This window comes from Thiomicrorhabdus marina (genome assembly GCF_017571465.1).
Lineage (GTDB): Bacteria > Pseudomonadota > Gammaproteobacteria > Thiomicrospirales > Thiomicrospiraceae > Thiomicrorhabdus > Thiomicrorhabdus marina.
Window position 1 is genome coordinate 132428 of record NZ_JAGETV010000005.1, and the last position, 18944, is coordinate 151371.

An 18944-nucleotide genomic window follows, 5' to 3' on the forward strand; every position below is an offset into this window, starting at 1 on the left:
TACTGATTTAGCGGGATTTTTTGTTTATAGAAATTTATAGTGTTTTCTGATCGGTGAGGTAATATCCCAAGTACAAGCCATTCCAGCAGGGAAGGTTACTAAGTCTCCGGCAACAATTTTCACTGCTTTACCGTCATCAGGCGTAACCGTCACTTCACCTTCCAGAATCAAGCAGACTTCGGTACTGTCATAAAACCATGAAAAGTTCGATATCTCTTTTTCCCAAATTGGCCAGGAATGGCAGCCATGCTGTTCAATAATTGCTTCGGCAGGATTTTGGATAACTTCAATTTGCATAAACGCTTCCTGTATTAAGATTTATCGGACGGGTCTTGTTCGTCATTGAACAGACTGGTGACTTTATCGTTATTAGGTGATGCTTGTGGGCGATGTAATACCTTGGCATTTTGCAGATATTTTTTGCGCGACCAGATTAATCCCCAGCGAGAACCGCCAACTTGATACCAGAGAAGCGCAGAGCGAATTCCTGCCAGTAATAAAGCGCGGATTTTATTGGCAATGCGTTGATTATTAAGGTGCTGGTGGTGTCCGTTGACCATAATTCTTGGCGTCATGATACTGACATTTTCGCTATAGGCGCGAGCAATGGTTGCAATGACATTTTCATGCATATCGCCAAAATGCTCACGTTGAGATTCGGCAGTTTCTAGCACATTAGAGATTTTCTGCAGGCCATCGCCGCCTTGGCGTAGTTTTTTGGCAAGAATCATTAAGCTTAATGCATAGCGGGTCACTTCAATATTACGTTCCTGAACAGATACATTGCCGTTCATTTGTGCCAGTAGGGTTTCGACACCAGTTTGCAAATTATCGACGTCATCGCCGAATACATTAAGCGTGTTTGTTGGATTATTGATAAACAACGAATCGATACTGGCCTTCAAAGCTTTTTCATCGGCTTCTCCGCTCGACGCTAATTGGTAAACCAGTTGGGCTGCTTGGTAGATGCCGGTTAAAGCAAGGGTCTTGTCCTGCTGAGTATATTGACTCATAAAACTCTCAGTATTTTCTAATCTAAATCTGCAGCATCGGCTTGATGCAAACGTTGTTCGATAATGCCTCCGCCAAGGCAGTCTTCACCATCATAAAACACGACGGATTGCCCGGGGGCAACCGCAGTTTGGGTTTTATTGAACTTCACCAAAATCTTACCGTTGTTTGCCGCAATGATTTGGCAAGGCTGTTCTGGTTGACGGTAACGAATTTTTGCTTTGATTGCGCTGTTTAACGGAGGGGTAGAGCCGCTGACCCAATCAAGTGTATCGGCAATCAAAAATTGATGTTGAAGAAGTGGGTGATCTTTACCTTGCACTGCAACCAAGCGGTTATTTTTCAAGTCTTTGTCAGCAGCATACCAAGGTTCATTGCCGCGACCATGGCCGCCACCAATACCAAGGCCTTTTCTTTGCCCAAGAGTGTGGTACATCAGACCATCATGCTTACCGATAACATGATCGTGGTCATCAACAATATCGCCTGGTTGAGCGGGTAAGAAACGCTGGAGGAAATCTTTGAATTTACGCTCGCCAATAAAACAGATACCTGTGCTGTCTTTTTTATCATGGGTAATGAGCCCGGCTTCTTCCGCTATTTCCCGAACTCGTGGTTTCTCAAGTTCGCCGACGGGGAATAGCGATTTTTGCAACTGATTTTGCTGAAGTGTATATAAGAAATACGACTGATCTTTATTGTCGTCTAGACCTTTTAAAAGATGACACGTGCCGTCTGCATCACGACTAATACGTGCGTAGTGGCCGGTGGCAATAAAATCTGCCCCCAATTCTAAAGCGTGTTGTAAGAAGGCCTTAAATTTAACTTCTTTATTACAGAGGATATCGGGATTTGGTGTACGTCCGTGCGAATACTCTGCTAAGAAATGCTCGAAAACATTGTCCCAATATTGGCCGGAGAAGTTTTCAATATGTACCGGGATATCGAGTTTTTCGGCAACGGCTAAGACGTCTTTTAAATCTTCTGCAGCAGGACAATAATCCTCGGTGTCATCGCCTTCCCAGTTTTTCATAAACAGGCCTTCCACCTGATAGCCTTGCTGTTTAAGCATAAGAGCGGCTACCGAGGAATCAACGCCGCCGGATAAACCGACGATGACTTTAGTATTGGCAGGGTCGTGTGCCATGCAGAGAGTCTCCAGCTATATAAAAAGTAAGCGCTTATTTTAGCAGATGCGTCATAAAAAATTGAATGCTACACAGCGTCACTTTGTGGCAATGCTGTTCACTTAGTGGATTTGTTAATTAAAAAAAGAGATTGCCACTGTCTAAAGACTTCGTAATGACGGCCATTGCGAACGTAGTGAAGCAATCTTTATGTCTGATTTGTGTGGCATTTTCACTTTGCGGGCTTTTTCCTACGCGAATCGAAAGAACGGCGTTTTTTGGTCGTACTGATCGGTTGCTCGGCATTCCGCCGCTGATTGCGAATGGCTTTACGGGGTTTATGATTCGGTGTGGTTTTCGAGAAGTTCAAAAAACCTTCCGGTAGCTGTTGTTTAAATTCGTCAACTGCGATTTGTTGACTTGTTCCTAATGACAGGTCGGCTATTTTCCAAGGCCCGATTTGGATGCGAATTAAACGTAATGTTGGAAAACCCACCGCAGCAGTCATGCGCCGAACTTGACGGTTCTTACCTTCCTTGATGGTCAACTCAAGCCAAGAAGTCGGAATATTTTGACGTTCGCGAATTGGCGGGTTACGCGGCCATAACCATAAGGGTTCGCTGACCTTTTTTGCCTGTGCAGGTAATGTTTTGCCATCTTTTAATACGACGCCTTTTTGTAGCTGAGCAATTGCTTCGGCATTGATTTCGCCTTCGACCTGAACAAGATAGGTTTTTGGTAATTTGAATTCTGGGTCGGCAATGCGTTGTTGTAGTTTGCCGTTATCAGTCAGTAGAAGTAAACCTTCCGAATCACGATCTAAGCGGCCGGCGGCATAATAGCCAGTCTTTTTAATATAGTCGCTAAGATTTTCTCGCGAGCTTGCCTGTTCAGAATCGTCTGTAAATTGGCAAAGGACATTAAAAGGTTTATTAAATAGCAGTAAATTAAGCATTGACGGTTTATGAACTTCGTTTCAAAAAAGCGGTTAATTCGTGGAAAGGTAAAGGTTTAGAGAAATAGAAGCCTTGAATTTCATCACAACCTAACTCTTTGAGTATATCTAATTGAGCAGCGGTTTCCACGCCTTCGGCTAGAACGCTTAAGCCAAGATTGTGCCCCATATTAATAATGCCAGAGGTGATAGCTTGATCATCTTTATGGTGGACGATATCGTCGATAAATGATTTGTCTATTTTAAGACGGTTAGCCGGTAGAGATTTTAAATAACTTAAAGAGGAATAGGCAATTCCGAAATCATCAATTGAAATAGTCATCTGTGCATCGCGTAATTTTTTTAATAAGTTAATGCTTTTGTGCGGTGAACGCATAATGACGCTTTCAGTTAATTCAATATCGATGCTTTGAGGGTTAATATTGTATTGTTTTATGCCTTCTAACAACATTGTTAATAACTCCGGATCATCAAATTGCCGCGCTGAAAGGTTGACGCTAATACTTGGCAAACTTAGTCCTGAGTGTTGAAGCTGTTGCATGTCTTGCAATACTTGTTGGTAAATCCATCTTCCAAGTGGAATGATCAAGCCACTATTCTCAGCGGTTGGGATAAAATCGACTGGAGAAATTGCCCCTAAGTCTTTGTCTTGCCAGCGAATTAATGCTTCAGCGCCACATACCTTACCACTGCGAATATCGATTTTGGGTTGATAATAAAGGCTAAATCCCTGCTGTTGTTTCACTGCCTGACGCAATGCACTTTCGATGCGAAGACGAATTTTGGCATTTGACAACATCTTAGGATTATACAGTAGGTACCGATTTCGACCTTTGATCTTTGCCTCATTCATCGCCGTTTCTGCTTGTTGAATCAGCAGTGAGTAACTGTCATCATCCTGTGCTTTCAGAGCGATGCCGATACTGCAAGTCAGGCCAATTGATTGGCCATCTATCTTGATCGGTTCAGAAACATTGTGCAGTAATTGTTTACTGAGTTTTTCGATTCCGGTCAGGTCCGAATAATCCATTAAAGCGACTGTAAAATGGTCGCCTTCATGGCGCGATATCAGACTTCTTTTCCCGGTGAAGTGCTGGTTTATTCGTTGCGCAATACTTTTTAATACATTGTCGCCGGCACGATGGCCAAAAGTTTCGTTAACGGCTTTAAAACCGTCAATGCCGATGGCGAGAATAGCGACTTGGGAAGTCGATTGTTGATGATCTTGTTGATAGTTATTTGTTAATTCATTAAACAAGGTACGATTTGGCAAGCCGGTTAAACTATCGAAATGCGAAAGTTTATAAATAGTATCTTCAGAAGATTGACGCAATTCTTCAGTTAAATAAGCGTTTTGTTCTCGCAGGCGTACCGTATCGTAAGCGATGACCGACATAAATATCATCGCTAAAAATAACATGATTTTGGTAACTAAATCCGCCGGAAGTAATAAAACTCCGAAAGTACCAAATAGAATAAAAAAATAAAATCGGAATTTATCGATATACAAAAAATCAGTTAGATAGGAAAAATATAAGATGGCATATAAAAAGACCACTCGAATTTGAAAGCCGGTAGACTGATCGTTAAATGCATTGGCACCGACAATAACGGTAGTAATCGAAAACGCTTTTAAGAAGAAAAGCATCCGTTCCAATGACTCGATATCTCTGCTTAATCGCAGCACGATAAAGCCAATAAAGGGAATCGCTAACATGATAATAGCGACTTTTAAATCCGGCTCGGATTCTTGTTGGTAAGAAAAAATTAAATAGCTGAAAAGTAATAGAAACGAGAAGGCGAATTTTGCCAATGCCGCCTTTTTAAAGTCTTCAAATTTACGTCCGTGATGGGCTAAAAGCTGATGGTTATTTCTGTTCATTGTTTATTTTGTCTAAATCTTAGGGAAACGCAGAATAAGTCCAAATGGCTTCAGGCAAATTTTGCAAAGCCTCTGTCTCGACTTACCTCTTCGGGCGTCGAGTTCTTCGTTTGGCGAGGTCTTGAAGAGTCACTTCGTTGTTAGCGTTCTCAACCCTAGCTAAGGCTATACTTCTCAACCGCTGCCTAGAATTTATCTCTTCAGATTCCTCGCTGAAGTCAATGGGGGCTTATTCTGCGTTTCCTTAAATCAGCCTGCGCTAAAACTCGCTATAAAATAACAGTAAATGGTTAAAAATCATATCAGAAATGATTTCTATCGATGAATGGTTATTTGTGAAAAGCAGAACTAAGTGCTTGTGGTTCAGGCTTTGAAGAATCACTTGGTCGCTAGCGCTCTCAATCATAGTGACGGCTATGCTTCGCAAATGTGGCCTATAATTTGATCTCTTCAAACGTCTCGCTGAAGTTATCGGCGTTTTCTTGGATTGCGCAAGGTTATTTAAATTCCACTTTCTTATAAGCGTCTGCTTAACCTTTATGACACCGTCATGTAGAATAAAGATCAGTTTTACGTATTCACTATTTGGCAGGTTCTCTGCCGCAAATCTAGGAAGGTTACATGAGCAAGATTATCTATACTCTGACTGATGAAGCGCCAATGCTGGCGACATACTCTTTTTTGCCGATGGTACAGGCATTTACTCAAGCAGCTGGCGTTGATATTGAAACGCGTGATATTTCATTAGCAGGCCGTATTCTTGCCAACTTCCCGGAATTTCTGAACGAAGACCAGCGTATCGGCGATGCACTGAGTGAATTAGGCGATATGGCAAAAACGCCGGAAGCAAACATCATTAAACTACCCAATATCTCGGCATCCATTCCGCAATTAAATGCGGCAATTAAAGAGCTGCAATCGCAAGGTTATGCAGTGCCGAATTATCCGGCTAATCCAAGTAATGAAGCTGAAGCCAAAATCAAGGCGAAGTATGCAAAAGTTCTTGGTTCAGCGGTTAACCCAGTATTGCGAGAAGGTAACTCGGATCGTCGTGCACCGGCTTCGGTAAAAAACTATGCTAAACAAAATCCTCACTCAATGGGAGAGTGGGTCGCAGAATCGCAGACTCGTATCGCACATATGGAGAGTGGCGACTTCTACGGCTCTGAGAAGTCTGTGACCTTGGCCGATGAAAATACATTCAAAATCGAATTTGTTGCTGAAGATGGCTCTGTTAAGGAGTTGAAAGCCGCAGCCCCTTTGCAGAAAGGTGAAGTGTTGGATGCATCGGTAATGTCTCAGTCTGCACTGCGCTCTTTCTTGAAAGAGGCGATTGCCGAAGCAAAAGATAAAGGTGTGTTGTTCTCGCTACATATGAAAGCGACTATGATGAAGGTTTCTGACCCGATTATCTTCGGTCAAGCGGTAGCGGTGTTCTTTGAAGAGGTATTTGCTAAGCATGCAGAGACTTTTACTGACATCGGTGTTAATCCGAATAATGGCCTGGGCGATGTTTTCGCTAAGATTGCTGAACTTGATGATGCGAAACGTGCCGAGATCGAAGCTGACCTAGCAGAAGTGATGGACAAGGGGCCAGCTATTGCAATGGTCGATTCTGATAAAGGTATCACGAACTTGCATGTGCCTTCGGATGTGATTATTGATGCGTCTATGCCGGCAATGATTCGTTCTTCAGGAAAAATGTGGAATAAAGACGGCCAGACTCAAGACACGCTTGCGGTGATTCCTGACCGTTGTTACGCATCAGTTTACGAAGAAACCATTCGTTTCTGCAAACACTACGGTGCATTCGATCCAACCACTATGGGGACTGTTCCAAACGTTGGTCTAATGGCGCAGAAAGCAGAAGAATACGGTTCGCATGACAAAACTTTCCAAGCAGACGCTAAGGGTAGCATTCGAGCGGTTGATGCCAATGGAGATGTACTACTTGAACAAGCGGTTGAATCGGGTGATATTTTCCGTATGTGCCAGACGAAAGATGCCCCGATTCAAGATTGGGTTAAGCTAGCGGTTTCACGTGCTCGCGCGACTGGATCGCCAGCGGTATTCTGGCTGGATGCCGAGCGTGCCCATGACCATGAATTGATTGTTAAGGTTAATGAATACTTGGCGCATCACGATGTTGCCGGTTTGGAAATTCATATTATGCCGCCTGCGGAAGCGACGCGTTTCACACTTCGTCACGTTAAAGACGGGAAAGAAGTGATTTCGGTAACAGGTAATGTGCTACGTGATTATTTGACGGATTTGTTCCCGATTCTTGAACTGGGGACATCGGCGAAAATGCTATCGATCGTGCCTCTTATGAATGGCGGTGGTTTGTTTGAAACCGGTGCCGGTGGTTCAGCGCCGAAACACGTTCAGCAGTTGGTTTCAGAAAACCACTTGCGTTGGGATTCACTGGGTGAATTCTTGGCATTGTCGGTTTCTTTGGAGCATTTAGCACAAAACTTCGACAACCCTAAAGCACAAGTTTTGGCAGATACGCTGGATCGTGCGACTGGTTCGTTCTTGAATAACAATAAATCGCCATCGCGTAAAGTTGGTGAGTTAGACAACCGTGGTTCACATTTCTACCTAGTGATGTACTGGGCGCAAGAATTGGCAGCACAAGATCAAGATGCAGAACTGAAAGCGCGCTTTACTGATGTGGCACAGCAATTAGCTGATTCAGAAGAGATGATTGTTGCTGAGCTAAATGGCGCGCAAGGTTGTGCAGTTGATTTAGGTGGTTACTATAAACCAGATGCGGTTAAAGCTTCGGCAGCAATGCGACCAAGCAGTGCACTAAATGCCATTATCGACAGCATCTAACCGCTCTTCTGATTGAATTGATGATTTAAATGACTTAATTCGATAGGGACTAAAAAGCCCGGTTGGTCGTTACCAATCGGGCTTTTGCATTTTGAGAAGTGACGTTTTCTAAAATGGTTTTAGATTAAGAAACTGTCTTTAGAAAGTCCTTGATCTAATTTCTTTTGAAAAGCTTTTGGAGCTCGTCCACGACCCGTCCATAGATGTTCTTGGCCATCTTCGTCAATAACGCGATATTTCGGTTTTACAGTGCGTCCTGACGTTTTTTTCGGAGCAAGAAGCGTTTCACCATCGACTAAGTCTTCAACCGTCAAACCTTGTTCAGATAGCATTGAGCGCATTTCTTCAATTTTAGCTAACTTCGCTTTTTGTTCGGCAGCCATTTCGGAAATTTCTTGTTCACGTTCGACAACAATCTCGGTGATGTCGTTCGCTAGCTTATTTAATTGCTCCATGTTCAACTCTTTAACGGCCGCTTTTAAACGTTTACGGTGCATGGCAATTTTGACAAATTCATTTACTTCCATAGTATTCCTTCTAAGAATTTTATTATGTAAACTACAACAACTTTAATAATGGCGTTATTAAGTTGATGGCGTCATTTTAACGATTAAAATTTTTTAATACAAACTTAAACTAAATATAAATACAGCATAATAAAATAGTTAGTTTCATAAAGGTCATATTTTATTTTTAATAAATTAAATATGGGTTTTATTAAAAAGTATATTTATTGAATTTAATGAAGTGCGGAATAAGCCTATTTTGAATTATATAAGGAAATACAGAATAAGTCCCCATTGACTTAAGCGAGGAGTTTGAAGAGATAAATTCTAGGCAGCGTTTGAGAAGCGTAGCCTTAGCTAGGGTTGAGAATGCTAACAACGAAGTTGCTCTATCAAGGCCTCGCCCAAACGAAGAAGTCGACGCCCGAAGGAGTAAGTCGAGATAGGGGCTTTGTAAAATTTGTCTGAGCGGTGTTGTCTGTTTTTGCTAGGTCTATACATGACGGCAAACAGACGCCTTGCTTAGCCTAAATTTTACTTTGCCTGAAGTCATTTGGACTTGTTCTGCGTTTCCTTAGGTGTTTCCCTAAGTGAAAGGACTGTTTGTCATTATCTTTCACGCAGTGAATGACTGCCTGGGAGTAAATAGAGACTTTTTGTGCTGGCGTAATTCAGCCAATATTTTTCGATGAAGATAATTGAGGTAGCCAATTTATGGTTTACCGTTTGGTATATTAGGAGAGTAACTATGACCGATAAGTTTATTAAAAAACCGCAATTTTTGGCTGCAAGCTTGCTGATACTGCTGTCTATAGGGATTGCGGAAGGTTCATTCACCTTTCTACAGACGATTATTGGCTTGATGGCGTGGTTTATGATTTGGCCGATGAAAGATTTGCCAACGAGTTATTATGGACAGTGGTTTATCGCAGCGAGCTTCGGTGCGGCAGCCTTGTTAGTATTTGGTGTGTTTTTAAATGTGCTTGGATTAGGTTTAGGGGCTGGAATAGGCTATTTTATTTTTTGGGGACTTGCGGCGGTGACAGTATACTTTTTAATATTAAATCCGCGTAATATAGTTGAAGACGTATAGAGCGCTAACAACGAAGTTACTCTATCAAGGCCTCGCCCAAACGAAGAACTCGACGCCCGAAGAGGTAAGTCGAGACAGGGGCTTTGTGAAATTTGCCTGAAGCCATTTAGACTTGTTCTGCGTTTCCCTAACTAATTTAAAAAGAACTTTCAGCGTTTAACTGAAAGTTCTGATAATCGTATCGACTTATAGTTCGACGTCAAAATAGACGTTTTGTACGTCATCCACATCTTCTAAAGCAGCAATGAATTTCTCGAAAAGTTCTAAGTCTTCGCCTTCTAATTGTTTGCTCATATTCGGAATGAATTGAATTTCATCGACATCAAATTCAATGCCTTCAAAATTTGCCAATAACGCTTGTTTTACTTTGTTGTACTCGGTGTTTGGTGCAAAAACCGTGATTTTGCCGTCTTCTGCTTCCACGTCATTGACATCAACATCGTCCATTAGCAACGCTTCTAGAACGGCTTCTTCATCTTCACCGTCGAATACGAAAATAGCAGAGTGATCGAACATGTGCGCAACACTGCCTTGAGTCCCTAACTTGGCGTTGGCTTTGTTGAAAACGCCACGCAGGTCACCGAAAGTACGGTTCGGGTTGTCAGTTAGACAGTCAACAATAACCATACTGCTCCCAGGGCCGTACCCCTCATAACGCGCCACTGAGAAGTCTTCGCCACCGCCGCCTTGAGCTTTATCCAACGCTTTGTCGATAACGTGTGCCGGAACTTGATCTTTCTTAGCACGTTCGATTAAACCTGCCAGAGCAAGGTTACCAGAAGTTTCTGCGCCACCGTTTTTAGCGCACATGTAAATTTCTTTCGAATATTTACTGTATACCTTGGCTTTTTGATCCGAGGTTTTTGCCATGGATTCTTTACGGTTTTGATAAGCTCTTCCCATTAGGATTCTCCAAATTTCTTGACGGAACCTGTCCGCTGCTCCAACAAAATAAATAAAATTGAGCAGATTTTACAACAAGACGACACTATAAAGCGAAAAAGCCTACGCATGTAGGCTTCTTGATAAGACGGTTAAAGCTGGCTGTTTAAGCTTTTTTGGTAAATGCGGCAACGATAACAATCTGTGAACCGTTGATTTTCCCTTCGATATGTTTAGGGTTATCGGTAAGGTGGATGTTCTTAACTAAGGTTCCGCGTTTCGCTGTGAAGTTAGCCCCCTTAACATCAAGGTCTTTAATAAGGGTAACGTCATCCCCTTCATTTAATTGATTGCCGTTGCTATCGACGATTTTAATTTGATCTTCCGCAGCAACGATGCCTTTCATGGCCCATTCTCGCGTGTCGTCTTCAATGTACATCATATCCATCAGCTCTTGAGTCCAACCTTCAGAAGCCATAGCATGTAGCATACGGTAAGCGATAACTTGCACCGCAGGATTTGGGTTCCAGATGGCATCATTAAGGCAGCGCCACTGATTTGGATCACGTTTTTCCGAATCTTCTATCTGATCACGTAATGTTTCAGTGATTAGAACCGATTGTTCCGCTGAACCGTCAGAAGGTTCAACAGGGAAAACCACTAAATTTTCAGTTTCGCCGCTTAGTTCACATTTCCCTTCGCTACGTTGCAGGAGTTGCTCTTTGATGCTCATTGGTTATCCTTTGTAGAAAAAAACATAAACAGAACATTATGCATAAAACCACTCTGACTCTCTAGTTATATGTGCACAAAATTAGGTAAGAAAAATAATTCGTTAATAGAAGAGAGGGGAGGTATTTTTAGCAGTCTGTTTACCTTGGAAAGTTTGCTAAAATTGACAACCTAATAAAGGGTTAATGAATAGGCAGACAGTTTTGAGCGCAAATTTTGATGCAGGAGTCGATTATTTTGCAGTGTTGGGCGTGCACTTTGGAGCGAATCCTAAAAGCGTTAAACAAGCTTATCGTCGTATGGCGCGTCGCTATCACCCTGATGTTTCAAAAATTCATAATGCTAAGTCGCGTTTTCAAGAAATTGCCCATGCTTATGAAATTTTAAATAAATACCGAGATGCATACTGCCGGGCATTTCAACGCAGCCAACAGTTCTCAGCCAAGCATAAGCAAGAAGCGAAACCTTCAGCGTCAAAAAAAACCAGCTATAGTACTGAAGAATCGAGTGCTAAAACCAAACATGCCGACTCGAAACAAGGTTGTAGACAGTCGAATGGCCGAGCTCAAAATAACCAGAACCATCGTGAATCGCCGTTCGATGAGTGGGCAAGTCAGAGAGATTACCAATCCTATAACTACGGGCAAAAGCCGATACATGGTAAGGATAGAGAAGTGGTTTATCCAATCACCTTGCGTTATGCAATTCGCCTATTGCGCTTAGGTAGCTTCTATATTCCCGGTCTTAAGGTGCAGATGAAATTTACTCGTCAAGCGTTTGAAGGCAAAACTTTTCGCCTAAAAGATAAAGGATATAAGGGGTTGTTCGGTGGCCGTTCCGGTGACTACATGGTGCGTTTCAATATTAAAGTGGATGCTGAGCGTTTCCATTTAAAGGATGGGGATTTGTACGGTAAGTTTGAAATACCGACCATTTTCCTGCAACCGGGAAAAACGGTTTATATCGATAGTCCGACCGGTAGGGTTGAGTGGGTTGTGCCACATTATTTTGATATTAACGAATATATATTTTTTCGTGATATGGGGCTACCGGCGGATGCCGAAAATATCGCCGGTGATTTATATGCAAAATTGATTCCGGTTGATTAGGGAAACGCAGAATAAGTTCCGATTGACTTCAGCGAGGTGTTTGAAGCAGTCAATTCTAGGCAGGTTTCGCAAAGTATAGCGTTTGCTGTGTTTCCTTAGTCTAAAGCGCCTAAAAACCTTCTTCAGACTCTTGAAAAACTGCTTTTGAACCTTATAAGGTAAACTTGAATTTAACTAATAAGTGAAAACAAATGTCGCAACCGCATGATCATGACGACGGCAATCTATTATTAGACCGTGCCAAGCCAAAACTTAAACCGCCGAAGCGCTATCAAGTCGTTCTGCTTAATGACGATTACACCACTATGGAGTTTGTGATTGAAGTGCTTCAAAAATTCTTCGGAATGAATGAGTTGCAAGCGCAAGCGGTGATGTTAAAAGTGCATCATGATGGCAAAGGCGTTTGTGGCGTCTACAGCCGAGAAGTGGCTGAAATGAAAGTTCGCCAAGTGAATGTGTATTCTCGCGAACATGAACACCCGTTAATGTGCCAGATGGAGGTAGCCTAAATGTTAAGTAAAGAGCTGCAACAGATTTTGAGTGGCGCCTTTGGGGTTGCAAATGAATACCAGCATGAATTCGTTACGCTGGAACACTTGTTATTACAGTTGTTGGAGTCACGTTCCGTGCAAGAAGTGGTTCTGGCATGTGGTGCCAATCCTGATAGCTTGATGGATGACTTGGAAAAATACTTGGAAGGCGAGTTGGTCACCGAGCATGACCATGAACTGCAACCGACCATGAGTTTTCAGCGAGTTATTGAGCGCGCTATCTATTTTGTACAGAGCAACGGTTATCAAGAGGTTCTGCCGACACATGTATTGGCTTCAATGCTAAGTGAACAAGAGTCGCAAGCGGTATTTGTTCTGGAAAGTCACGGTGTTGATCGTTTGAATGTCACCAATTATCTATCACATGGCGTAACCGTTAATGACGATGAGCAGTTGATTCCATCGGAGCAGCAGCAAGGTGAGTCGGGTGAAGGCGCGGAAAGTTCCGGTTCGCCATTGACTTCTTTTGCGGTCAACCTGAATGACTTGGTGGAAGAAGGTAAAATCGATCCGATTATCGGCCGCGAGTGGGAAATCAACCGCACTATGGAAGTGTTGTGTCGTCGTCGTAAGAACAATCCTTTGTTGGTTGGTGAGCCGGGGGTGGGTAAAACCGCCGTTGCCGAAGGGCTGGCTTATCAAATCGTGCATAAGAAGGTGCCTGAAATTCTAGCTGATGCCGTGGTGTATAGCCTAGATATGGGGGCAATTCTGGCCGGTACGCGCTACCGTGGTGATTTTGAGAAGCGCTTTAAAGCGGTATTGAAAGCGCTGCAAGAATTAGACCACGCTGTCTTGTTTATTGATGAAATTCACACCATTATTGGCGCCGGTGCAGTGCAAGGCGGGGCGATGGATGCGTCCAATCTTATGAAACCTGCACTGTCTTCCGGTAATTTGCGTTGTATCGGTGCGACCACTTATGACGAGTTTCGCGGTATTTTCGAGAAAGATCGCGCTTTGGCACGCCGTTTTCAGAAAGTGGATATCAAAGAGCCGACAGTTGAAGAGAGTGTTTCGATACTTAAAGGTTTAAAAGAGAAATACGAAGCGCATCACAATGTGAAATACACTATGCCGGCACTGCGTGAAGCAGTAGCCTTATCGGCACGCTACATTACCGACCGTCATCTACCGGATAAGGCGATTGATGTGATTGACGAAGCAGGGGCGAAACAGGCTTTAGCGCCGGCATCGAAACGACGTAAGCAGATTGGTGTGCATGAAGTGCAAGCGGTTGTCGCTTCTATCGCTCGAATTCCAGTGGCACAAATCACCCAGAAAGAGAAAGAAACCCTACAAGATTTAGATCAGAATTTGAAGCGCGTGGTATTTGGACAAGATCATGCAGTTGAGCAGCTGAGTAAAGCCGTGCAACTGGCACGTTCGGGTCTTGGCGAGCCGAACAAGCCGACTGCGAGTTTCTTATTTGCAGGGCCGACCGGTGTTGGCAAAACCGAGCTTTCGCAACAGTTGGCGAAATTGCTTGGCGTCGAAATGATTCGTTTTGATATGTCTGAATACATGGAACGCCATACCGTATCGCGCTTAATCGGTGCGCCTCCGGGCTATGTCGGTTTTGACCAAGGTGGTTTATTGACCGAAGCGGTAAGTAAGAATCCGCATGCGGTGGTGTTATTGGACGAAATCGAGAAGGCGCATCCCGATGTTTTCAACCTATTGTTGCAGGTGATGGATCACGGAACTTTGACTGATAACAATGGTCGTAAAGCGGATTTCAGAAACATTACTTTAATTATGACTTCAAACGTGGGCGCGGAACAGATGTCGCGTGCTTCGATTGGCTTCACTGTGCAAGATCATAGTATGGATTTTGACGGCGAGCTAAAGCGTGTATTTACACCGGAGTTCCGTAATCGCTTGGATGGCGTTATTCAGTTTAATCGCCTGTCGCAAGAATCGATGGAATCGGTCGTTAACAAGTTTATCTATGCGCTTGAAGCGGCGTTACATGAGAAGAAGGTGACCTTGACCTTATCGGATGAAGCTCGTGCTTGGCTAGCTAAAAAGGGCTATGATCCATTAATGGGCGCGCGTCCAATGGCTCGGTTGGTTCAGGAAAAACTCAAACAACCGCTGGCTGAAAAGTTATTATTCGGTGATTTGCAGAATGGCGGCGAAGTGCATGTTGATATGCAGAATGACGAGCTTGTATTCGAGTTAGAAGCTGAATGAATAGTGTGTTTGAATGTTAACTAACGAAAAAAGCGAAGCTGAAAAAATTCCGGCTTCGCTTTTTCATTTTAAGCCTCAAGTAAAAATGACTTAACGCTTTGATACTAAGGGGTTTTGTAAATTATTTTTGATTATTTGCCGCGATAAGTGATACGACCTTTAGTCAGGTCGTAAGGAGTCAGTTCAACTTTAACTGAATCACCAGCAAGGATGCGGATGTAGTTCTTACGCATACGCCCAGAGATATGAGCCAGAACTTCATGCCCATTTTCTAGTTCTACACGGAACATGGTGTTAGGTAGTGTTTCAATTACCACACCGTCAAATTCAATAACGTCTTGTTTTGCCATATTAATTTAAATAACCCTTAGTTAAAATCGGCCGCGATTCTAACAAATCACCGCTATTTTTTCAAATAAACCTTTTGGATATCGGAAATTAGCGTTAAGTAATGAGTGGGTGTTGTCGAATGGTGCGCTTGATATGGGATTGAAGAAGGCTTGATTAGCCAGTGGAAGAGGTCTTGTTCGTTTTCACTTAAAAAAGTTTCAATGTGAATGCGTAATTTTGGCGAGGCTTTCTCAAGTTTGCTGATATATCGGTTCAATAGCAATTCGGTTTCGATATTGCCACGCTTGCAAGCGAATAACATTCGTTTTTGCCAAATTTGAAAAGATTCAACGCTATTGCTCTCTAAATTCTTGGTCATGCTATTTATTTGCAATCGCATGTTTTAAAGATTGAATTGCTTGGCTTGGATTTAGCCCCTTTGGGCAAGCTGCGGTACAGTTCTGGATATGCCGACAACGGAAAATATTATCGGCGCGGTCATGACTTTCAAGCCGATCTATTGTAGTGATATCGCGTGAGTCAATCACAAAACGGTTACTGGCCAATAATGCCGCCGGTCCGGGAAATAAATCCGGATTCCACCAGAATGACGGGCAGCTACTCGAACAGCAGGCGCACATTATGCACTCATAACTGCCATCTAGTTTGGCTCGTTCTTCCGGGCTCTGCAGAAATTCTTGGCTTAAGTCATGGCTGTTCTCGGTGCTAGCCTGAAGATATGGCTTAACGTCGCGGTAGTGTTGGTAGAAGATTTCCATATCAACAATTAAATCTTTAATAATCGGAAAACCCGGTAGGGGGCGAATATGTATTTTTTCGCCAAGGGGTTTAGCTAAGGTGATACAGCTCAAGCAGTTTTGGCCGTTAACGTTCATGCCATCAGAGCCGCAAACGCCTTCTTGACAACTGGATCGAAACGCTAAGCTTGGATCTTGTTCGCGAAGCTGTTGCAATACTTCCAATAGCATACTGCCATCGGCGATCTTGCTATCATCCAGATAATAAGTTTGCGAATGCGGTTTAGTATCGGATTCCGGATTAAAACGATCGATGGTAATCTGCATTGATTCGATCTCCTTTAATAAACTCGTTTTTGCGGTGCAAAAGGTTCATGTTGCTTCGGCTGCATATTGACCGGCTTATAGACAATTTTTTCTTGGTGTGGGTAAAACAACGTGTGCTTTAGCCAGACGTCATCATTGCGCTCAGTGAAATCAACTCGGGTGTGTGCGCCTCGACTTTCGGTGCGGGCAACGGCACTGCAAGCCGTTGCCTTGGCTACCGCTAATAGATTTTCTAACTCCAGAGCACTGGTACGTTCAAAATTAAAGACATTACTTGTGTCTTGAATCGTAACCTTGGCGAAACGTTTCTCTAACTCGCGAAGGCTTTCAACCGCTTGTTGCATGTGCACTTGGTCGCGGAATACGCCACAACCGCGTTCCATAATTTTTTGCATGTCCTGTTTAATTGCAAAAATGGAGTCTTGGTTCTCTGCTTCGTTAGAGGTTTCACTATGCCAGCGCTGATAACGATTAAGTAGTGTATTTAGATTGTGTCCAGCTGTAGGGCGTTCACTATTCTGTTTCCCGTTCTGTAACTGATGGCTAATGAATTGCGCAGCTTTACGCCCAAAGACCACAATATCAAGAAGCGAATTACCGCCTAGACGGTTGGCACCATGTACTGAAACGCATGCGCATTCACCAATTGCGTACAATCCTTGTACGGTGATTTGATTTTCCGTAATGGGGCTTTGTGGTGAGGCGTAAACCGGCTGAATAACTTGACCATTCAGGTTGGTCGGAATACCGCCCATCATATAGTGGCAGGTCGGAAAGATCGGAATTGGTTTTTCAATTGGGTCGATGCCTAAAAAGGTCAGGCAAATATCACGGATACCAGGTAAACGATTTTCAATCACGTCAGTTGCTAGATGGGTAAGGTCGAGCAGCACATAATCTTTGTTTTCACCACAGCCTCGACCTTCTTCGACTTCAATGGCAATTGCTCTTGCGACTACGTCACGAGAGGCGAGTTCTTTTACTTTGGGGGCATACTTGACCATAAAGGCTTCGCCATCGGCATTTTTAAGAATACCGCCTTCGCCTCGGGTGGCTTCGGAAATCAGCATGCCTTTGCCGGCAACGCCAGTCGGGTGGAATTGCCAAAATTCCATGTCTTGTAGCGGTACGCCAATCCGTTGCGCCATGCCCAGTCCGTCACCGGTATTAATAGTCGCATTGGAATTCGTTCGAAATATTTGACCGGCACCGCCTGTAGCCAAAAGGGTATGTTGAGCCCAAATTACTTTTAATTCTGAGTTATGCAAATTTTGGATTAAAACCCCGCAGACATGATCATTTTGATCTTGAATTAAGTCCAAAGCAAAATGTTCGTCGAACATTTCAGTCCCGGCGGCAATGTTCTGTTGATAGAGCGCATGCAAGATAGCGTGGCCAGTACGGTCGGCCGCAGCACAAGTGCGTTTTGCTTGGCTTTCACCGTAGTTTTGCGACTGCCCGCCAAAAGCACGTTGGTAGATTTTACCGTTGTCTAAACGCGAGAAAGGTACGCCGAAATGTTCCAGTTCACGGACGATTTGACTGGCTTCTTGGCACATAAATTCAATGGCGTCTTGATCGCCGAGATAGTCGCTCCCTTTAATGGTGTCGTACATGTGCCACTGCCATTTATCTTCGGTGACATTGCTTAAGGCGGCGTTGATTCCACCTTGTGCAGCAACCGTGTGCGAGCGAGTCGGGAAGACTTTTGAAATCATGGCAACTTGATGTCCGGCTTGTTGCAGAGCCAGGGCCGCGCGCATGCCTGCTCCACCGGCTCCGATTACAATGGCGTCAAAAAAGAATTCTTGGTAGTCGAGCTTCAAATCACCGTGTGCAGCTGCATTCATAGGTTGTCCGTTTGTTGTTCTTATTGAGCAATATCTTTAGATGTAAGGGTTTAGCGAGACTACCATAAAGGCAAACTCCAGTGCTATGAGAATCAGAAAAAAGAAATATGAGTTTAGCCAAAAATTGGTGCGTGCGCGTGGCATATAATCAATTAATATGTCGCGTCCGCCAATCCAAGCATGCACAAAGACAAATAAAATTGCGATTACTGTGGCAATCCCAAAGATGCTGTTATAGAGGTTACTGACAATATCGGCGAGAGAGTTATATTCAGAAAGTGAAGCAAGATAAATCGCTAAAGCAGGAAGGTATAACAGCAGGTAGTATGCACTGATTCTTTGCCATTTATGAGCTTGTGCGCCCTTTAAGTTTCGAAGAGTTATCATAATTATTTCCAAATCAAACTTAATGAGTATAGGCTCGCTGCAAGCCAAAGAATTAGAATTAGGTAACTACTCCACTTACCGGCCAGTTTTTCGTACCAAGCGGTTTGAAATAGCGTTTCAGCGAGTAAGTGGCGAACGCCGGTCAACCAATGGAAAATGGCGGTTAACCAGAAGGTGCTATGCAAGCACAAGATGATCCAGTGGTCGTGAATATCAGCTAGGTGGATTTCTGAGTGTAGCCAAATTAGATTCGCAAGGAAGAAATAGCCAGTTAAGGCAAGAACCAAAGCGACACCTGTAATGCGGTGCAGAATCGAGAAAATGGCATTCAATGGAAATTTGAATACAAATAGATTGAGATTCTTGGGGCGTATATCAGAGCTTTGATACATAGGATTCTCCTAACGAGA

At 43.4% G+C, this 18944-nt stretch carries 19 protein-coding genes; 5 read left to right on the forward strand and 14 right to left on the reverse strand.

Annotated features, from left to right (window positions below; genetic code table 11):
• Positions 1–24 precede the first annotated feature (24 nt).
• The 5 genes from J3998_RS04650 to J3998_RS04670 all read right to left on the reverse strand — a co-directional run bounded on the left by J3998_RS04650 (position 25) and on the right by J3998_RS04670 (position 4975).
• A complete protein-coding gene (locus J3998_RS04650) occupies positions 25–297 on the reverse strand; it encodes a cupin domain-containing protein (protein WP_208148296.1) in 273 nt (90 codons plus the stop codon).
• A 14-nt stretch (positions 298–311) separates the two neighbouring features.
• The gene (hflD, locus tag J3998_RS04655; protein ID WP_208148297.1) at positions 312–1013 is read right to left on the reverse strand and encodes a high frequency lysogenization protein HflD; all 702 of its coding nucleotides are present in this window, start codon (positions 1011–1013) and stop codon (positions 312–314) included.
• 17 nt (positions 1014–1030) lie between these two features.
• Positions 1031–2158: a tRNA 2-thiouridine(34) synthase MnmA gene (gene mnmA, locus J3998_RS04660; protein WP_208148298.1), complete on the reverse strand. Its 1128-nt coding sequence runs from the start codon at positions 2156–2158 to the stop codon at positions 1031–1033.
• Between the two features lie 212 nt (positions 2159–2370).
• Entirely contained in the window at positions 2371–3093 is a 723-nt protein-coding gene (locus J3998_RS04665; RefSeq protein ID WP_208148299.1) for an rRNA large subunit pseudouridine synthase E, read from the reverse strand.
• Between the two features lie 7 nt (positions 3094–3100).
• A complete protein-coding gene (locus tag J3998_RS04670) occupies positions 3101–4975 on the reverse strand; it encodes a putative bifunctional diguanylate cyclase/phosphodiesterase (RefSeq protein ID WP_208148300.1) in 1875 nt (624 codons plus the stop codon).
• A gap of 621 nt (positions 4976–5596) precedes the next feature.
• On the opposite strand from J3998_RS04670, the gene J3998_RS04675 reads away from it, so the two are divergent.
• A complete protein-coding gene (locus tag J3998_RS04675) occupies positions 5597–7813 on the forward strand; it encodes an NADP-dependent isocitrate dehydrogenase (RefSeq protein ID WP_208148301.1) in 2217 nt (738 codons plus the stop codon).
• Positions 7814–7932: 119 nt separating this feature from the next.
• On the opposite strand, the gene J3998_RS04680 is transcribed toward J3998_RS04675, so the two are convergent.
• Positions 7933–8340 (reverse strand): H-NS histone family protein, encoded by a 408-nt coding sequence (locus J3998_RS04680; RefSeq protein WP_208148302.1) that lies wholly within the window; start codon positions 8338–8340, stop codon positions 7933–7935.
• A 727-nt stretch (positions 8341–9067) separates the two neighbouring features.
• On the opposite strand from J3998_RS04680, the gene J3998_RS04685 reads away from it, so the two are divergent.
• A complete protein-coding gene (locus tag J3998_RS04685; protein WP_208148303.1) occupies positions 9068–9412 on the forward strand; it encodes a hypothetical protein in 345 nt (114 codons plus the stop codon).
• A 186-nt stretch (positions 9413–9598) separates the two neighbouring features.
• Here the strand turns inward: J3998_RS04685 and J3998_RS04690 are convergent, their stop codons facing one another.
• Positions 9599–10315, reverse strand: coding sequence for a YebC/PmpR family DNA-binding transcriptional regulator (locus J3998_RS04690; RefSeq protein ID WP_208148304.1), 717 nt, complete (start codon positions 10313–10315; stop codon positions 9599–9601).
• 145 nt (positions 10316–10460) lie between these two features.
• A complete protein-coding gene (locus J3998_RS04695) occupies positions 10461–11027 on the reverse strand; it encodes a PhnA domain-containing protein (protein ID WP_208148305.1) in 567 nt (188 codons plus the stop codon).
• A gap of 202 nt (positions 11028–11229) precedes the next feature.
• Here J3998_RS04695 and J3998_RS04700 point away from each other — a divergent pair, with 202 nt between their 5' ends.
• The 3 genes from J3998_RS04700 to clpA all read left to right on the forward strand — a co-directional run bounded on the left by J3998_RS04700 (position 11230) and on the right by clpA (position 14882).
• A complete protein-coding gene (locus J3998_RS04700; RefSeq protein ID WP_243750594.1) occupies positions 11230–12135 on the forward strand; it encodes a DnaJ domain-containing protein in 906 nt (301 codons plus the stop codon).
• A 191-nt stretch (positions 12136–12326) separates the two neighbouring features.
• Positions 12327–12644: an ATP-dependent Clp protease adapter ClpS gene (gene clpS / locus J3998_RS04705; protein WP_208148307.1), complete on the forward strand. Its 318-nt coding sequence runs from the start codon at positions 12327–12329 to the stop codon at positions 12642–12644.
• Positions 12645–14882 (forward strand): ATP-dependent Clp protease ATP-binding subunit ClpA, encoded by a 2238-nt coding sequence (gene clpA / locus J3998_RS04710; RefSeq protein ID WP_208148308.1) that lies wholly within the window; start codon positions 12645–12647, stop codon positions 14880–14882.
• 131 nt (positions 14883–15013) lie between these two features.
• Here clpA and infA read toward each other — a convergent pair whose 3' ends face one another.
• The 6 genes from infA to sdhC are packed head-to-tail and all read right to left on the reverse strand — an operon-like array spanning position 15014 to position 18926.
• Positions 15014–15232: a translation initiation factor IF-1 gene (infA, locus tag J3998_RS04715; RefSeq protein ID WP_208148309.1), complete on the reverse strand. Its 219-nt coding sequence runs from the start codon at positions 15230–15232 to the stop codon at positions 15014–15016.
• A gap of 53 nt (positions 15233–15285) precedes the next feature.
• Positions 15286–15591: a succinate dehydrogenase assembly factor 2 gene (locus tag J3998_RS04720; protein WP_208148310.1), complete on the reverse strand. Its 306-nt coding sequence runs from the start codon at positions 15589–15591 to the stop codon at positions 15286–15288.
• Between the two features lies 1 nt (position 15592).
• Positions 15593–16297 (reverse strand): succinate dehydrogenase iron-sulfur subunit, encoded by a 705-nt coding sequence (locus J3998_RS04725; RefSeq protein WP_208148311.1) that lies wholly within the window; start codon positions 16295–16297, stop codon positions 15593–15595.
• A 14-nt stretch (positions 16298–16311) separates the two neighbouring features.
• On the reverse strand, positions 16312–18147 hold the full coding sequence (gene sdhA / locus J3998_RS04730; protein WP_208148312.1) for a succinate dehydrogenase flavoprotein subunit: 1836 nt from the start codon (positions 18145–18147) through the stop codon (positions 16312–16314).
• 36 nt (positions 18148–18183) lie between these two features.
• A complete protein-coding gene (gene sdhD, locus J3998_RS04735) occupies positions 18184–18534 on the reverse strand; it encodes a succinate dehydrogenase, hydrophobic membrane anchor protein (protein ID WP_208148313.1) in 351 nt (116 codons plus the stop codon).
• 2 nt (positions 18535–18536) lie between these two features.
• Complete coding sequence (sdhC, locus tag J3998_RS04740) at positions 18537–18926, reverse strand: succinate dehydrogenase, cytochrome b556 subunit (RefSeq protein ID WP_208148314.1); 390 nt, start codon at positions 18924–18926, stop codon at positions 18537–18539.
• Between the last annotated feature and the right edge of the window lie 18 nt (positions 18927–18944).

Coding starts and splice junctions, on each gene's coding strand:
- J3998_RS04650 (WP_208148296.1), bottom strand. CDS start 297: ATGCAAATTGAAGTTATCCAAAATCCTGCCGAAGCAATTATTGAACAG.
- hflD (WP_208148297.1), bottom strand. CDS start 1,013: ATGAGTCAATATACTCAGCAGGACAAGACCCTTGCTTTAACCGGCATC.
- mnmA (WP_208148298.1), bottom strand. CDS start 2,158: ATGGCACACGACCCTGCCAATACTAAAGTCATCGTCGGTTTATCCGGC.
- J3998_RS04665 (WP_208148299.1), bottom strand. CDS start 3,093: ATGCTTAATTTACTGCTATTTAATAAACCTTTTAATGTCCTTTGCCAA.
- J3998_RS04670 (WP_208148300.1), bottom strand. CDS start 4,975: ATGAACAGAAATAACCATCAGCTTTTAGCCCATCACGGACGTAAATTT.
- J3998_RS04675 (WP_208148301.1), top strand. CDS start 5,597: ATGAGCAAGATTATCTATACTCTGACTGATGAAGCGCCAATGCTGGCG.
- J3998_RS04680 (WP_208148302.1), bottom strand. CDS start 8,340: ATGGAAGTAAATGAATTTGTCAAAATTGCCATGCACCGTAAACGTTTA.
- J3998_RS04685 (WP_208148303.1), top strand. CDS start 9,068: ATGACCGATAAGTTTATTAAAAAACCGCAATTTTTGGCTGCAAGCTTG.
- J3998_RS04690 (WP_208148304.1), bottom strand. CDS start 10,315: ATGGGAAGAGCTTATCAAAACCGTAAAGAATCCATGGCAAAAACCTCG.
- J3998_RS04695 (WP_208148305.1), bottom strand. CDS start 11,027: ATGAGCATCAAAGAGCAACTCCTGCAACGTAGCGAAGGGAAATGTGAA.
- clpS (WP_208148307.1), top strand. CDS start 12,327: ATGTCGCAACCGCATGATCATGACGACGGCAATCTATTATTAGACCGT.
- clpA (WP_208148308.1), top strand. CDS start 12,645: ATGTTAAGTAAAGAGCTGCAACAGATTTTGAGTGGCGCCTTTGGGGTT.
- infA (WP_208148309.1), bottom strand. CDS start 15,232: ATGGCAAAACAAGACGTTATTGAATTTGACGGTGTGGTAATTGAAACA.
- J3998_RS04720 (WP_208148310.1), bottom strand. CDS start 15,591: ATGACCAAGAATTTAGAGAGCAATAGCGTTGAATCTTTTCAAATTTGG.
- J3998_RS04725 (WP_208148311.1), bottom strand. CDS start 16,297: ATGCAGATTACCATCGATCGTTTTAATCCGGAATCCGATACTAAACCG.
- sdhA (WP_208148312.1), bottom strand. CDS start 18,147: ATGAATGCAGCTGCACACGGTGATTTGAAGCTCGACTACCAAGAATTC.
- sdhD (WP_208148313.1), bottom strand. CDS start 18,534: ATGATAACTCTTCGAAACTTAAAGGGCGCACAAGCTCATAAATGGCAA.
- sdhC (WP_208148314.1), bottom strand. CDS start 18,926: ATGTATCAAAGCTCTGATATACGCCCCAAGAATCTCAATCTATTTGTA.